At 69.7% G+C, this 14,736-nt stretch carries 12 protein-coding genes; 8 read left to right on the forward strand and 4 right to left on the reverse strand.

The features are described from left to right. Positions 1 to 166: 166 nt before the first annotated feature. Positions 167 to 1,534: an MATE family efflux transporter gene (locus tag V6S85_RS19275; RefSeq protein WP_334349946.1), complete on the forward strand. Its 1,368-nt coding sequence runs from the start codon at positions 167 to 169 to the stop codon at positions 1,532 to 1,534. Between the two features lie 156 nt (positions 1,535 to 1,690). Here V6S85_RS19275 and V6S85_RS19285 read toward each other — a convergent pair whose 3' ends face one another. Continuing rightward, positions 1,691 to 2,593, reverse strand: a complete 903-nt coding sequence (locus V6S85_RS19285) for a cobalamin biosynthesis protein CbiG (protein WP_334349947.1) — start codon at positions 2,591 to 2,593, stop codon at positions 1,691 to 1,693. Positions 2,594 to 2,761: 168 nt separating this feature from the next. Further along, positions 2,762 to 4,756 carry a glucans biosynthesis glucosyltransferase MdoH gene (gene mdoH / locus V6S85_RS19290; protein ID WP_116567402.1) on the reverse strand — a complete coding sequence of 665 codons (1,995 nt, stop codon included), beginning with the start codon at positions 4,754 to 4,756 and terminating at the stop codon, positions 2,762 to 2,764. 272 nt (positions 4,757 to 5,028) lie between these two features. Between mdoH and V6S85_RS19295 the strand changes: the two genes are divergently transcribed. After that, positions 5,029 to 5,391: a copper-binding protein gene (locus V6S85_RS19295; RefSeq protein ID WP_243410544.1), complete on the forward strand. Its 363-nt coding sequence runs from the start codon at positions 5,029 to 5,031 to the stop codon at positions 5,389 to 5,391. A gap of 137 nt (positions 5,392 to 5,528) precedes the next feature. On the opposite strand, the gene V6S85_RS19300 is transcribed toward V6S85_RS19295, so the two are convergent. Then, positions 5,529 to 6,554, reverse strand: a complete 1,026-nt coding sequence (locus tag V6S85_RS19300) for an NADP-dependent oxidoreductase (RefSeq protein WP_334349948.1) — start codon at positions 6,552 to 6,554, stop codon at positions 5,529 to 5,531. Between the two features lie 113 nt (positions 6,555 to 6,667). Between V6S85_RS19300 and V6S85_RS19305 the strand changes: the two genes are divergently transcribed. Then, positions 6,668 to 7,597 carry a Gfo/Idh/MocA family protein gene (locus tag V6S85_RS19305; protein WP_116567343.1) on the forward strand — a complete coding sequence of 310 codons (930 nt, stop codon included), beginning with the start codon at positions 6,668 to 6,670 and terminating at the stop codon, positions 7,595 to 7,597. 175 nt (positions 7,598 to 7,772) lie between these two features. Here the strand turns inward: V6S85_RS19305 and V6S85_RS19310 are convergent, their stop codons facing one another. After that, positions 7,773 to 8,969, reverse strand: coding sequence for an MFS transporter (locus V6S85_RS19310; protein WP_334349949.1), 1,197 nt, complete (start codon positions 8,967 to 8,969; stop codon positions 7,773 to 7,775). Positions 8,970 to 9,313: 344 nt separating this feature from the next. Here V6S85_RS19310 and V6S85_RS19315 point away from each other — a divergent pair, with 344 nt between their 5' ends. The 5 genes from V6S85_RS19315 to V6S85_RS19335 all read left to right on the forward strand — a co-directional run bounded on the left by V6S85_RS19315 (position 9,314) and on the right by V6S85_RS19335 (position 14,734). After that, entirely contained in the window at positions 9,314 to 9,868 is a 555-nt protein-coding gene (locus V6S85_RS19315) for a sugar O-acetyltransferase (protein WP_279325491.1), read from the forward strand. A gap of 94 nt (positions 9,869 to 9,962) precedes the next feature. After that, a complete protein-coding gene (locus tag V6S85_RS19320) occupies positions 9,963 to 10,370 on the forward strand; it encodes a VOC family protein (RefSeq protein ID WP_334349950.1) in 408 nt (135 codons plus the stop codon). A 79-nt stretch (positions 10,371 to 10,449) separates the two neighbouring features. Further along, entirely contained in the window at positions 10,450 to 12,621 is a 2,172-nt protein-coding gene (locus tag V6S85_RS19325; protein WP_334349951.1) for a TonB-dependent receptor, read from the forward strand. Then, the gene (locus V6S85_RS19330) at positions 12,621 to 13,745 is read left to right on the forward strand and encodes a PepSY-associated TM helix domain-containing protein (protein ID WP_334349952.1); all 1,125 of its coding nucleotides are present in this window, start codon (positions 12,621 to 12,623) and stop codon (positions 13,743 to 13,745) included. The genes V6S85_RS19325 and V6S85_RS19330 overlap by 1 nt, the downstream gene beginning before the upstream one ends. Before the next feature lie 95 nt (positions 13,746 to 13,840). Beyond that, complete coding sequence (locus V6S85_RS19335) at positions 13,841 to 14,734, forward strand: hypothetical protein (RefSeq protein ID WP_334349953.1); 894 nt, start codon at positions 13,841 to 13,843, stop codon at positions 14,732 to 14,734. Positions 14,735 to 14,736: the final 2 nt, after the last annotated feature.

Genomic DNA, 14,736 nt, shown 5'->3' on the forward strand with positions numbered 1-14,736 from the left:
AGGGGGAAGTTCCTTCTGGTGTCGGGATGGTTGCGGGCTCACAGGTCACATCCCCCTCCGTCGGCTTCGCCGACACCTCCCCCTTCAGGGGGAGGATCTATAGGCGCCCCTTGCTCAATCGATGGGCATCAGCCACCTTCCGGCCCCGTTTTGAAAGGCCAACCCCATGTCGCGTCCCGCGGCCGCGCCGGCTTCCGGGAAGTCGCGCGGCGTCATCGTCACAGACCTGATCGAACTGCTGCGCCTGGCCGGCCCGGTGGTGCTGTCGCGCCTGGGGATCATGGTCATGGGCCTGACCGACGCCATCGTCGTGGGCCACTTCTCGGCCCAGCAGCTTGGCTTCCACGCCATGGCCTGGGCTCCGACCTCGGTGTTCGTCACGGTGACCGTCGGCCTGCTGGTCGGGACCCAGGTGATGGGCTCGCGGGCCATGGGGGCCGGGCGGCCGCATGAGGCCGGGGCGGTGCTGCGGCGGGGCGTGGTCTACGCCTTCTGGCTGGGCCTGGCCGGCTCGGCGCTGCTGGCCGTGGCCGCGCCGCCGCTGCTGCACCACGTCGGCATCGAGAAGGCCCTGGCCGACGGGGCGACCGCGCCGCTGATCGTGTTCTCGCTGTCGCTCACCCCCTATGCCCTGAGCGTGGCCCTGAGCTTCTGGCTCGAGGGGCTGGGGCGGCCGGGCCTGGTGACGGTCAACATGTGGGTGGCCAACCTGATCAACCTGGCGGTCAACCTCCTGCTGGTGCCCGGCGTCATGGGCCTGCCGGCCCTGGGCGCGGTGGGCGCGGCCTGGGCCACCTTCGTCGCCCGCACGGCCTTCACCATCATGCTGGTGATCGTGATCGTGCGCCTGAAGGACGCCCGCGCCATGGGCGTGTTCGACAAGCCGGTGCGCGACCGCGCGGCCGAGAAGGAGCAGCGCCGGGTCGGCTACGGGGCCGGCAGCTCCAACCTGTTCGAGGTCTCGGCCTTCGCCGGCATGAGCCTAGTGGCCGGCTGGCTGGGCGGCCTGAACGTCGCCGCCTGGGCCGTCGTGCTGAACGTGGCGGGCGTGATCTTCATGGTCCCGCTGGGCCTGGCGACGGCGACCGCCGTGCAGGTGGCCCGCGCCCACGGCGCGCGCGATCCGGCGGGCATGAGCCGGGCCGGCTGGATCTCGTTCGGGGTCACCGCCGTCTTCGCCCTGGTGGTCGCGGTGCTGCTCTATCCGCTGCGCCACCTGGTGGCCGGCGCCTACACCGCCGATCCGGCCGCCATCGCCCTGATCGCGCCGGCGCTGGTGCTGACCTGCCTGTTCCTGGTGCCCGACGCCGTGCAGGTCGTCTGCGCCCAGGCGCTGCGGGCGCGGGGCGAGGTCTGGATCCCCGCCGCCACCCACATGGTCGCCTACGCCCTGATCATGGGGCCGCTGGCCTGGTGGCTGGCCCTGCCGATGAAGATGGGCCTGGACGGCATCGTCTGGTCGGTGATCGTCACCAGCTTCGCGGCGGCGGCGATGCTGCTGGGGCGGTATCGGATGCTGGATCGGCGTGTCTGAAGCCCTCTCCCGGAGGGGAGAGAGGGGCCCAGGCGATAGCCTGGGAGGGTGAGGGGTGACGGCGTTCGACGGCGTGCCGGCACGCCGATCAGCCTCGTAACCCCTCATCCTCCCACCGCTGCGCGGCGGGCCCCTCCTTCTCCCTCTGGGAGAAGGTTAAATGGAAGCCCCCAGGATCCAGCCTTCCTGGGTCTGCACGTCCTCGACCAGCTGCGCCGGCGCGTCCTTGTCCGGCCCAAACAGCGCGGCCAGCTTGCCGGCCTCGTCGAGCTTGGCGAAGTGTTCGGCCAGGCCCCGCACCTGGGCCAGGTCCTTGATCTCGCCGGGGCCGGGGACGGCCTTGATCAGCGAGGGATAGACCTCGGCGACCACGGCCTCGACGCCGTCCAGGTCGGCTTCGGTCAGGGCCTTGAAGCCGGTCTCGAACGGCCAGACGCGCACGGCCTCGCCGCGGGCGTCCTTCAGGCGGCGCACCGCCGGGATGCCCATGATCGCCTGGCCGCCGACCGAGCCGTTGTAATAGAGCTTCCAGATCGAGTGCGCGCCCTTGGCCGCGACATCGGCGTGGCGGAACTCGGGCAGGTCGCCTGGACCATGCTCGCGGGTGCGCTTGGGCTGCAGGGTGGTCAGGGCGTCCTTGGGCGGGCAGCCCCAGAACGGGAACGGACCGCCGGTCAGGCGGCGGTTGATCTCCGAGCCGACGCCGAAGCGGTTGTTGGTGTTGTCGGCCTTGTCCTTGACCATCTTGTTCAGCTGGTCCCAGACCGCGCGCCAGGGCGTCTCGCCCGGCAGGTTCAGGGCCTGGGAGAAGCCGCGCGGGAAGCCCAGCGGGAAGTCGAAACCGACCAGCGCGCGCTCGCCGCGCTTCTTCAGGTCGTCGAGGATCACGGCGAGCTTCGCCTCGGCCTCGTTGCGCGTGGCCGGGTTGTAGCTCTCGAAGGTCAGGCGGAAGCGCACGTCGCGCTTGAGCACGCCGATCCAGACGGAGTCGGCTCCGGTGGTCGGCTTGGCCGCCGCGCTCCAGTCGACGATCACATAGGCGCTGAAAAGCCGCGACACGGCGGAGGCTCCGTCAAATCCAAACGAAGCGCGCTTCTACTCCCCCAAAGGGCGAGCCGCCAGCCGTTGCGGAGCTTGAGTTGGTGTTTCTGGGACGTCCGTATCGACGGCCAATAAAAAACCCCGCCCGGGAGGGGCGGGGTTCTTCGTGGGACGATGATCGGGCGATCAGGCCGCGGTCTGTTCGGCGGGCGCCAGGGCGGGGGCCTTGGCCTTGCCGACGTTCCAGCGGACCGGCGGTTCGCAGACCGGGCCGAGGGCGGCGCGGACGATGGCCGGCGGCGTGCGCTCGTCGGGGGTCATGAACAGGCCGTTGGCCTTGATGGCCAGGCCGGCGGCCTTGCTGGCGCCCAGCATGGTCAGCGGCACGGCCAGGATCAGGCCGGCCAGAATCGGGGCGGTGGCGGTCAAGAGGTCCGGCGTGAACCAGAACAGGCCGGCGAGCACCAGGCCCGTGGCGCTGATCCAGCCCATGGCCGCGCAGGCTTCCTTGAAGGCGACCTTGTCGGCGTCGCGGCGCTGGGCGCTCCAGCCGCCGACGCGGCCGGCCAGGATCTCGACCACGGCGCGGGTCTGGGTGAACATCAGCATCGGGGCGACCAGGGCCGAGAGCAGCATCTCGACGCCCAGGCCGGCCACCACGCGGCGACGGCCGCCGAAGCCCTTCAGCTCGTGCTTGCGCATGAAGATCAGGGTGGCGCCCAGGATCTTGGGGCCGAACAGCAGCACGAAAGTGATGATCATCGCCCAGGCCGTGGCCTGGATCTCGCGCCAGTCGATCAGGGCGTGGGCGGCGGCCTGCAGGTCGGCCATCGTGAAGGCGGCCTTCTTCACCTCGGGCATCAGGGCCCGCGAGATGACGCCGGCCGACAGGGCGACGAACCAGATCGGCGACAGGGCGTAGCTGAGCACGCCGATCACCAGGTGCAGGCGGCTCATCCAGTGCAGGCCCGGCAGGCCGATCAGCGGCACGTGCTGGACGTTGCCCCGGCACCAGCGGCGGTCGCGGGTGGCGAAGTCGAGGAGGTTCGAGGGGCTCTCCTCGTAGGAGCCTTCCAGGTAGGGGGCCAGGTGCACGGCCCAGCCGCCGCGGCGCAGCAGGGCGCTTTCCAGGGCGTCGTGGCTCATCACCTCGCCGCCGAAGGGCTTGGGGCCGTTCAGCGAGGGCAGGCCGCAGGTCTGGGCGAAGGCCTTGGTGCGGATGATGGCGTTATGGCCCCAGAACGAGCTTTCCGAACCCGACCACCAGGCCAGGCCCGTCCAGGCCACGCGGCCGTAGAGCTTGGTGGCGAACTGCAGGGTGCGGGCGAAGATCGTCTGGCCGTTGATGATGGTCGGCATGGTCTGGATCAGACCCACGCCCGGATGGCGCTCCATGGCGTCGGCCAGGCGGACCATGGCGTCGCCGGTCATCAGGCTGTCGGCGTCGAGCACCAGCATATGCTCGTAGTCGCCGCCCCAGCGGGCGACCCAGTCGGCGACGTTGCCGGCCTTGCGACCCGCATTGTCGGCGCGGCGGCGATAGAAGACGTGGCTGGAGGCCTCGCGACGGAAGCGGGCGAAGCAGGCCTGCTCGGCCAGGGCCACGGCGGCGTCGCGGGTGTCGGAGATGATGAAGATGTCGAAGGCGCGGCTGGCGCCGGTCTCGGCGATCGAGGCGTCCATGGCCCGCAGGCGGGCGAACACCGCCTGGGCGTCCTCGTTGTAGACCGGCATCAGGATCGCCGTGCGGGCGCGCGGCTTGGGCATGGGCTTGCTGCTATCGATGCCCAGCGGGTCCTTCGGCGTGCGCAGCAGAACCACGAAGCCGGCCACGGCGGTGACGAACCACAGGGCCAGGGCCAGGAACAGCGGGGCCAGCAGGGTCAGGCAGACAGCTTCCAGGCGGGTGACGCCGCCGAGCGCCACGGTGTCGAAGGTGGCCTTCCAGCCGGCCGCGCCCATGATCGCCGTGGCGATGAAGATCACCCAGCGGCGCATGACCGTTTCCGAGCCCGGGCCGCGCACGGCGCGCGCCGCGCCTTGCCAGAAGCCCAGCGGCTGCACTGGCATGGCCAGGGGGGCCTCGGTCGGGATTTCGACCCGGTCGCGCGGGGCGATCACGGTTTCGAAGGCCACGGGCGTAGAGGTGGCCAGGTCGAAGAAGGCGCCGCGTTCAGTCATCGGGTCCGTCTCGGTGATCCGACCGTGGTCGGACGAAATGCAGAGCTTCGATTTCACGCCGAACGGCTTCACGGGACGCATCCGGTCCGCTAGGGATCGGCGGCGTTCAGGGAAGGGTCTGGCGTTGCACGAAATCCGGCGGAGGAACCGCCGACGCATCTAGAGTAAAACTTCGATCACGAAATCGCTATCGAAAATGTGATCGATTTCGCAGGTGCGATAGAAAATCTGTGCAAATGCGCAAAGCTTCGCCGGGCGCGGAGCCTGGAAGGTTGAGCAAGGCTATGAAGTTCAAGGCTGTTTTCGTATTTCTCGCGGTCGGGGCCATGACGGCTTGCGGACCTGGAAACAAGAGCGAAGGCTCCAAGTCGCCCGCCGCCCAGCCCGCGCCGCCGATCTCGACGGCGCCGCAGCATGAGACTCAGGGCGTGATCGCCAGCGTAGAGGGCCAGGTGCTCACGCTCGATCACGACGGCGCGAGCGCCGCGCCGCTGGCCGCCGGCCGCACTGTCTTCCAGGCCTATGGCGACGTGCTGGCCGAGGCGCCGCTTGAGCCGGGCGCCCGCGTGACCTTCAAGTTCCGCAAGGTCGCCGTCGGCGAGGGCTGGGAACTGACGGAGATGCGGGCGCGGTAAAAAAGATGCTCCCCCTGAAGGGGGAGCTGTCGCGAAGCGACTGAGGGGGAAGTGACTGCCGACTTGGCGGCGGCTGAAAACGTCCCCCCTCCGGCCCTCCGGGCCACTTCCCCCAGAGGGGGGAGGATCTTAAGCTCCTACAGCTTCACCAGCATCTTCCCGAGGTTCTCGCCCGAGAACAGCTTGATGAAGGCTTCGGGGGCGCGGTCGACGCCTTCGACCACCGTTTCCTTCCACGTCAGCTTCCCGGAATTGATCCAGTCGGCCATGTCGCGGACGAAGGCCGGGAACAGGTCGTAGTGGTTGGAGACGATGAAGCCTTCCAGCCGCAGGCTCTTGCCCACCGCCCGGATGATGTTGGCCGGGCCGGTCGGGCGGCCGGTCTCGTTGTACTGCGAGATCATCCCGCACAGGGCGAAGCGGCCGAACGGGCGGGCCGCGTTCAGCGCCGCCTCCAGGTGTACGCCGCCGACGTTCTCGAAATAGACGTCGATGCCCTTGGGCGCGACCTTGGCCAGTTCGGCGGTCACGTCGGGCGTGGCCTTGTAGTCGATGACGTGGTCGACGCCGATCTCCTTGAGGAAGGCGACCTTCTCGGGCCCGCCGGCCGAGCCGATGACCGTGTGGCCCTTGATCTTGGCGATCTGGCAGACGACCGAGCCGACCGCGCCGGCGGCGGCCGAGACGAAGACGACGTCGCCTTCCTTCAGCGCGGCGACGCGGAGGAGACCGGCATAGGCGGTCATGCCGGGCATGCCGGCCACGCCCAGGAACGCCTGGGGCGGCATGCCGTGGGTGGAAAGCTTCATGATCCCGCCCATCGGGCCGGCGGCGGCCAGCGCCCTGGGATTGGCGTTGTAGGCCTCGCGCCAGCCGAACATCGAACTGACGATATCGCCGACCTTGAAGTCGGGGTCGTTGGAGGCGGTGACCTCGCCGACCGCGCCGCCCTGCAGAGCCTTGCCCAGCTCGAACGGCGGCACATAGCTCTTCCGGTCGGTCATGCGGCCACGCATGTAAGGGTCGACCGACATGTAGAGGTTCTTCACCTGGATCTCGCCGTCGCCGGGCGGCGGCAGCTCGACGCTGGCCAGCTCGAAGTTGTCGGCGGTCGGCACGCCGACGGGGCGGCTCTTGAGGCGGATCTCACGCGACGTGGTCATGGCGACCTCCCTGGCTCTTGGCCTTTGTGTTCTTGTTCAAACGAATGTTTAGCGCCGGCTCGTCCCGGCCGCCAAAGCTTTTCGCAAGCGGTCGAAGCGGCTAGAGACGGGCCATGACCCAAGAAGCGCAAGTCCAAGTCTTGAAGGCCGGCGTCGTCGGCGCCGGCGTGTTCGGCGGCTATCACGCCAAGAAGTATGTCGAGTTGCCGGGCGTCGAACTGGCGGCCGTGTTCGATATCGACCTGGCGCGCGCCGAAGCCCTTGCCGGGCCGCTGGGCGCCAAGGCCTATGACGACATGGACGCTTTCCTGGCCGCCGTCGACGTGGTCACCGTCGCCACTCCGGCTGTCCACCACGCCAAGGCCGCGCTGGCGGCGCTGAAGGCGGGCAAGCCGGTCTATTCCGAAAAGCCTCTCGCCGTGTCGCCGGAAGACGCCGACGCCCTGATCGCCGCAGCCGCCAAGGCCGGCGTGCCGCTGGCCTGCGGCCACCAGGAGCGCGTGGTGTTCCAGGCCATGGGCCTGCTCGACATTCCCGAACAGCCCACGCGCCTCGAAGCGGTGCGTCGCGGCACGCCGTCGGACCGCAACCTCGACGTCTCGGTGGTGCTGGACCTGATGATCCACGACATCGACCTGGCGCTGGCGCTGTGCGCCGCCGACCCGGTGGCCGTGGAAGGCGAGGGCGAGGCCGATCGCGGCTATGGCCTGGACTGGGTGAAGGTCGAGGCGACTTTCGCCAACGGGTTCACGGCCGTGTTCGACAGCTCGCGCGTGGCGCAGGCTCGCGAGCGGACGATGAAGGTCGTCTACCCTTCGGGCGAGGTCGAGATCGACTTCCTGGCCCGCACGTTCCGCAACACCACGCCGTTCCCGCTGATCGAGGACTTTACCGAGACCCCGGCCGGCAAGGACCCCCTGGGCCAGAGCGTGGCCGGCTTCCTGAAAGCCGTGCGCGGCGAGGCGCCGCGTCCGGTGGTGACGGGGGAAGAGGCCGCCCGGGCCCTCGATCTGGCCCTGGCGGTCGAGCACTCGGTGGATTGAAGGGGGGCTTAGTCGTCACCCTAATTCTTGCTTTCCTGGGCCTTGTGCCCAGGACCCATCGTTCCGCCAGCGCTGAGGCGCAAGCCTAGCCAGGGCGATCGAAGCCGCGTTAGCTGAGGCATGGATCCTGGGCACAAGGCCCAGGAAGGCAGTGTTTGAGGGAGGCGGCTGAAGCTCAGCCCCGCCGCCGCTTCAGGCTCGCCACCTGCAACACGGTGGCGATGGCCGCCAGGCCTGCGCCCATCAGGGCCACGCTGCTCCAGCCGCCCAGGTTCCAGGCCGCCGCCGCGGCGGCCGAGCCGGCCGCGCCGCCAAGGAACATGCCGCCCATGAACAGGGTGTTCAGTCGCGCCCGGGCCTGCGGCCGCAGGGCGTAGACCAGGTGCTGGTTCGAGACCAGCGAGCCCTGCACCGCGAAATCGAGCAGCACCACGCCCACCAGCAGGCCTGCGATCGACACCCAGGTCCCGAACAGGATCCACGAGGCCAGGGTCAGCACCGCGCCCAGCGCGATGGTCAGGTGCGGCCCGCGCTTGTCGGCGATCCGGCCGGCGACCGGGGCGGCCAGCACGCCGACCACCCCGACGATCCCGAACAGGCCGGCGACATCGGCGCCCAGCGAGAACCGCTGCTGCAACTGCAGAGCCAGGATGGTCCAGAAGGCGGTGAAGGCGGCGAACAGGCTGGCCTGGGTCAGGGCGGCCAGGCGAAGATCCGGGAACTCGCGCCACAGCTTGCCCAGCGAGGCCAGGAGGTCGGCGTAGGAGAGGTCGGTGTCAGGCTTGCTGCGGGGCAGGGCCACGGCCATCAGGGCGGCGGCGGACAGCGCGATCGGCGCGCCCAGCCAGAACATCGCCCGCCAGCCGCCGTGGGTGGCGACGAACCCGGCCAGGGTGCGCGACAGCAGGATGCCGCACAGCAGGCCCGACATCACCGTGCCGACGGTCGCGCCGCGCTTTTCGGGCGCCGAGAGGTGGGCGGCGAAGGGCACGATCTGCTGGGCCACGGTGGCCCCGGCCCCGACCAGCAGCGAAGCCAGCAGCAGGAGGGCGGTGCTGGGCGCCAGCGCGGCGGCGACCAGGGCGATCGCCAGCACCAGGAACTGGCCGACGATCAGGCTCTTGCGCTCCATGCGGTCGCCCAGCGGCGTCAGCAGGAAAAGGCCCGCGGCGTAGCCCAGCTGGGTCGCGGTGGGCACGAAGGCCGTCAGCGGACCGGGCAGGTCGCGCTCGATCAGGCCCAGCATCGGCTGGTTGTAATAGATGTTGGCCACGGCCAGGCCGGCGGCGGCGGCCATGGCGAAGGTCAGGCTCCGGCCCAGGGCGGGCGAGGCGCCGGTGTCGTTGGGGGCGGGGAGGGCGGCGGTGCTCATGATCGGCTCCAGGCCGCCCGACGGTAGGGGGAGGGGGCGGCGTTCCGTGTCAGTCGCCGAGCTATATAGAGCATCCCGCCATCGTTTATAGTATGGCCTTGCGGTAAGCTGGCATAACGAAATTCGATAGAATGGGCCTCGCCCGCGTCGACGTCGTCTCAAGGCCGCGCGAGCCTTCGGGCGCCTGGTCGGACGTGGCGGGCATCCCGCGACGCGCCACGCGCTGGCCCAGGGCGCCTGTTCGCGGTCGCCTTGGCGCGGCGGCCGGCCCAAGCGTGACATTTTCATTGTTTGCAGGCGGCCTCCGGTCCAATCCGGGGCTCATGTTGCCCATGGAGACTGGCTTGACCGACAATCGCACCCACAAAGAGCGCATGCTGGCCGGCGATCTCTACAATCCGATGGACGCCGAGATCGTCGCCGACCAGGAGCAGACCCTGGCCTGGATGGAGCGCTTCAACGCGCCCGGCCAGACGATCGCCCAGCGCCAGGCGCTGCTGGCCGAGCTGTTCGGCGGGGTGGGGACCGGGGTCAACATCCGCGCGCCTTTCCATTGCGACTATGGCTACAACATCACCCTGGGCGACGGGGTGTTCATGAACTTCGGCTGCGTGATCCTGGACGTGGTGGCGGTGACCATCGGCGACCGCACGATGATCGGCCCGCACGTGAAGATCTTCGCCGCCGATCACCCGCGCGACGCCGACACCCGCAAGACCGGGCTGGAGTTCGGGCGGCCCGTGACCATTGGCAAGGACGTCTGGATCGGCGGCGGAGCGATCATCGTCCCGGGCGTCACCATCGGCGACGGCGCGGTGATCGGGGCCGGCGCGGTGGTCACCCGCGACGTGCCGGCCGGCGCCACGGCGGTCGGCAATCCGGCCCGCGTGAAGGCCTGACAGCAAAGCCCGACAAAAAGTTCGGGCAGGGTGTCGGGGCGGGGCCGCGGCCAGCGTCCTTGGCCCGACAACCAAACACTAGGGAGCCGCCATCATGCGCATGATCTTCGTCAACCTGCCGGTCGCCGACCTCGCACGCTCCAAGGCCTTCTTCGAGGCCCTGGGCTTTTCGATCAATCCGCAGTTCAGCGACGAGACCGCCGCCTGCGTGGTGGTGTCCGAAACCATCTTCGTGATGCTGCTGACGCACGACAAGTTCCGCCAGTTCATCACCGGCGAGATCGGCGACGCCCATGCCGCCACCGAGGTGCTGACCTGTCTGTCCGCCGAAAGCCGCGAGGAGGTCGACGACCTGCTGGCCAAGGCGCTCGCCAATGGCGGCAAGGCCTGGAAGCCGATCATGGACATGGGCCCGATGTACGGCGCCAGCTTCCAGGACCCCGACGGCCACGTCTGGGAGCTGATGTACATGGACATGGCCGCCATGCAGCAGGGCGGCTGATCGCCTGTCGGATAGATTTCAGGATTGAAACTCAGTCGCAGTTGCGCCTATAGCCGCCGTCTCTTTTCTGGGGATGGTCATGCGACTCCGTTTCTCGCGCGCCGCCGCTCGGCGCGCCCTGTTCTCGACGCTCAGCCTGGCGGCGCTCTCGACGGGCGCCGCCGCCCATGCCCAGGCCTCCCAGGGCCAGGCCGGCGACGTCGAGCAGGTGGTCGTCACCGCCGCCCGCACCAAGCTGCCGGTCACGGCCCTGCCGCTGACGGTGGACGTCATCGACAACCAGACCCTTGAGCAGCAGCTGGCCGTCAGCGGCTCGGCGGTCGACGCCATCTCCAACCTGTCGGCCTCGTTCTCGCCGACCCGCGAGAAGCTGTCGGGCTCGGGCGAGAGCCTGCGCGGCCGCTCGCCGCTCTACGCCATCAACGGCATCCCGCAGTCGACGCCGATCCGCGACGGCTCGCGCGACGGCTACACGATCGACCCGTTCTTCATCGACCGCATCGAGCTGATCTACGGCTCGAACGCCCTGCAGGGCATCGGCGCCACCGGCGGCGTGGTCAACCAGGTGACGGTCGGCCCGCCCAGGCGCGACGGCGTCTCGGGCAAGGTGCTGACCCAGACCGCCATCGGCCATGACATGGGCGACAGCGTCGGCGCCAAGGTCGGCGGCCTGGTCGCCTGGCGCCAGGGCGCCTTCGACGCCACCGCCGGCGTCGCTTACGAAAAGCGCGGCGCCTTCTACGACGCCAACGGCCGCCGCATCGGCATGGACAACACCCAGGGCGACGTCCAGGATTCCAAGGCCCTGTCGTTCTTCGGCCGCTTCGGCTGGCAGCTGAACGAGACCGTCCGCCTCGACGTCGTCGCCAACCGTTTCGAGCTGAAGGGCGACGGCGACTACGTGACCATCACCGGCACGCCGCCGGCCGTCACCGACGGCAACCGCGCCACGCGCCTGCCGACCACTTCGATCCACGGCGACGTGCCCGGCGTTCCGGCCGCCAACCGCGTCGAGACCCTGTCGGCCCAGCTGACCGACAGCGACCTGCTGGGCGGCGATTTCACCGCCCAGGTCTTCTATAACCGCTCGCGCGACACCTTCGGCGGCGACCGCAACGCCACCTTCCAGGACGTGCGCATCGCGCCTTCCGGCACGCTGTTCGACCAGTCGTCCAACCGCTCGCGCAAGCTGGGCGCGCGGATGAGCTACGAGCGCCAGGCGCCGGGCATCGAGAACCTGACCGCCACGGTCGGCCTGGACGCCATGAGCGACCGCACCGAGCAGATGCTGATCGCCACCGGCCGCGCCTGGGTGCCGCCGACCAAGTTCCAGAGCATCGCGCCGTTCATCCAGGGCAACTACGCCCTGCTGGACGGCCGCCTGCGCCTGGCCGGCGGCGTGCGCTTCGAGAACGTCGAGCTGAAGGTCGACGACTTCGAGACCCTGGCCTCGTACGGCTCGCGCAAGGTCGCCGGCGGCAATCCCGACTTCAAGGCCACCCTGGCCAACGGCGGGGTGGTGCTGGAGCCAGCCTCGGGCCTGCGCTTCTACGCCAGCTACGCCGAAGGCTACACCGTGCCCGACGTCGGCCGGATCCTTCGGTCGATCAACGTCAACGGCGTCGACGTCGACAGCTATCTCAGCATCGAGCCGATCGTGTCGAACAACCGCGAGATCGGCGGGGAATGGAAGCGCGGCCCGATCGACGCCAGCGTCGCCTATTTCTGGTCGTCGTCGAAGCTGGGCCAGCTGCTGGTCAAGAATTCCGGCGGCATCTTCGACGTCCAGCGCCAGAAGGTCGCCATCGAGGGTCTCGAGGTCAATGTGAAGACCAGGACCTCGGTGCCGGGTCTCGACCTGTCGGCCGGCTACGCCCGCCTGCGCGGCCAGACCGACGCCAATGGCGACGGCAGCCTGGACACCGATCTCGACGGCGCCAACATCTCGCCCGACCGCATCAACCTGGCGGCCGACTACGCCACCGGCAAGTGGGCCCTGCGCCTGCAGGTGCGGGCCTATCTGCAGCGCAACATGAGCAACGCGCTGGTGAAGGACGACTTCGACGGCTACACCCTGGCCGACGCCTTCGTCCGCTACCGCCTGCCGGTCGGCGACCTGTCGCTGGGCGTGCTGAACCTGTTGAACAAGCAGTACATCACCTACAACTCCGACACCGTGGCCCCGGCCAAGGACAAGTTCTACGCCGGTCGCGGCCGCACCGCGACGCTGGGCTGGACGGCGCGCTTCTGATGAAGATCCTGCGGCTCCTGCACCGCTGGTCGGGCGGTCTGATCGGCCTTCTGCTGGCGGTGCTGGGCCTCACCGGCGCGCTGCTGGTGCACGAGGACGCCTTCCTGCGCGCCACCGTGCCCCACGCCGCCGACGTCCAGCGGCAGGGCACGGCCACCCTGGCGGTCGCCGCGACACGGATCTTCGCCGCGCAGGAGCGTCCGCGCTCGATCGTGCTGGCGACCGAGCGCAAGGGCCTGCACAAGCTGTCCTATCCCGGTGAGACCGAGAAGGGCGCCTATGCCGACCAGGACGGCGCCATCGTCCAGGCCTGGACCAGCAACTGGGCCCGGCCCGAGATCTGGCTGTTCGACCTGCACCACCACCTGTTCGCCGGCGACCTGGGCGACATCGTCGGCGGGATCGCCGGCCTGGCGGGCCTGGCCTTCGTGGTCACCGGCCTGATCCTGTGGTGGCCGACCCGGCGGATGTTCCACCTGCGCGCCTGGCCGCGGATGATGAAGCGGGCGGCCATCGTCCACCACCATCGCGACCTCGGGGTGCTGGTGGCGCCGCTGCTGATCCTGTCGCTGACGACGGGGGCGACCATGAACCTCAAATGGTTCTCGCAAGCCCTGCGCGCGCCGTTCACGGCCCCGGCCGCCATGGACAAGGCCTCGGCCGCGCCGAAGATCAAGGGCGGCAAGCTGGCCGCCGACCTCGACTGGGGCAAGGTGATCGGCCAGGCCCAAGCCCGTTTCCCGGGCGCGGAGGTGCGCACCATCGGTCTGCCGGCCAAGACCGGTGGCCTGGTCGCCATCCGTCTGCGCCAGCAGGCCGAGTGGCTGCCCAACGGCCGCACCATGGCCTGGTTCGATCCCGCCACCGGCAGGATGGTCGCCTCGCGCGACGCCCAGGCCATGCCGCTGGGGTCGCGCATCACCAATGCCGACTTCCCGCTGCACGCGGCCAAGGTCGGGGGGCTGGCCTATCGGCTGGTCATGACGGTGTCGGGCCTGGCCCTGACGCTGCTCGGCACGCTGGCGGTGGTGACCTTCTGGGGCAATCCCTCGGGCCTGCCCAAGCGCCGCAAGAAGAAGGCGGCCGCGCCGGCCGGAAAGCAGCCCGCGCCGAAGCCCGCCTGAAGCCCTCCGTCGGCGAGGCTAGGGTTTTCCCCAGTTTCGGCCGGCGGTCGCTCCGCCTCAGGATGACGGACTCCGTTCACGAAAGGCGTCCGATCATGGCCGACAACTCCAACGACAACGGTGGCTCCTCCGGCGTCGGGGGCGTCTCGGGGGCGAGCGGCGCCTCGACCGCCGACCGGGCCGAGGCCGCGCGTGACGCCATGGACGCCGGCCGCACCGCCGCCGAGAAGGCCGCCGAGACGATGGTCGCCGACGCGGTCAGCACGCTGGGGAACGTCTGCAGCGTCAACACCCAGGCCCTGGCGCAGGCCGTGGCGGCAACGCCGGTCGACGTGCGCGCCGCCGTCATCGACGCGGTGGCCGACAAGCTGGGGCCGCTGCAACAGGCCCAGTTCGAGCAGGACCTGGCCGCGGCCACCTTCACCGAGAAGTTCACGCAGGCGCCCGACATGTCGCCCCGCGCCTGGGAAGGCTTCCAGGCGGGCTTCACCGGTCAGCTGGGCCCGGCCGGCGGCATGGTCGGGGTCGAGTTCGGCGGCCCGGCGGGACTTTCGCCGACCTGGGACGCCACGGTCGGGGCGGGGCCGGTGTCGACCAGCCTGCGCGACGGCACGGTCTCGGTCAGTGCGCCGCTGGGCGGCCTGTTCTCGGGAACCTACAGCCACACGCCGGGCCTGGACGGCGACGTCAACCGCGTCGGGATCGCCATCGGCGTCGACAAGGGCCCGGCCGGCGCCGGGTTCGAGGTCAATGTCGACGTCGGTCCAAACGAGCCGGCGACCACGCTGCAAGGGACCTGGCAGGACCGCGACGCCAACGGCAAGATTCAGGCGGCCGGCGAGAATGTCGACAATCGCAGGATGACCGAGTTCGGCCCGGGCGTATCGTCGACCGTCTACGACTCCACGGGCCGTCCCACCCAGTACAACACCGGCGTCGTGGCCAACGACCCCAACAACCTCGACCGGGCGATGAGGGGGCTCAGGTAGGG

This window comes from Caulobacter sp. CCNWLW153 (assembly GCF_036889365.1).
Classification (GTDB): domain Bacteria; phylum Pseudomonadota; class Alphaproteobacteria; order Caulobacterales; family Caulobacteraceae; genus Caulobacter; species Caulobacter radicis.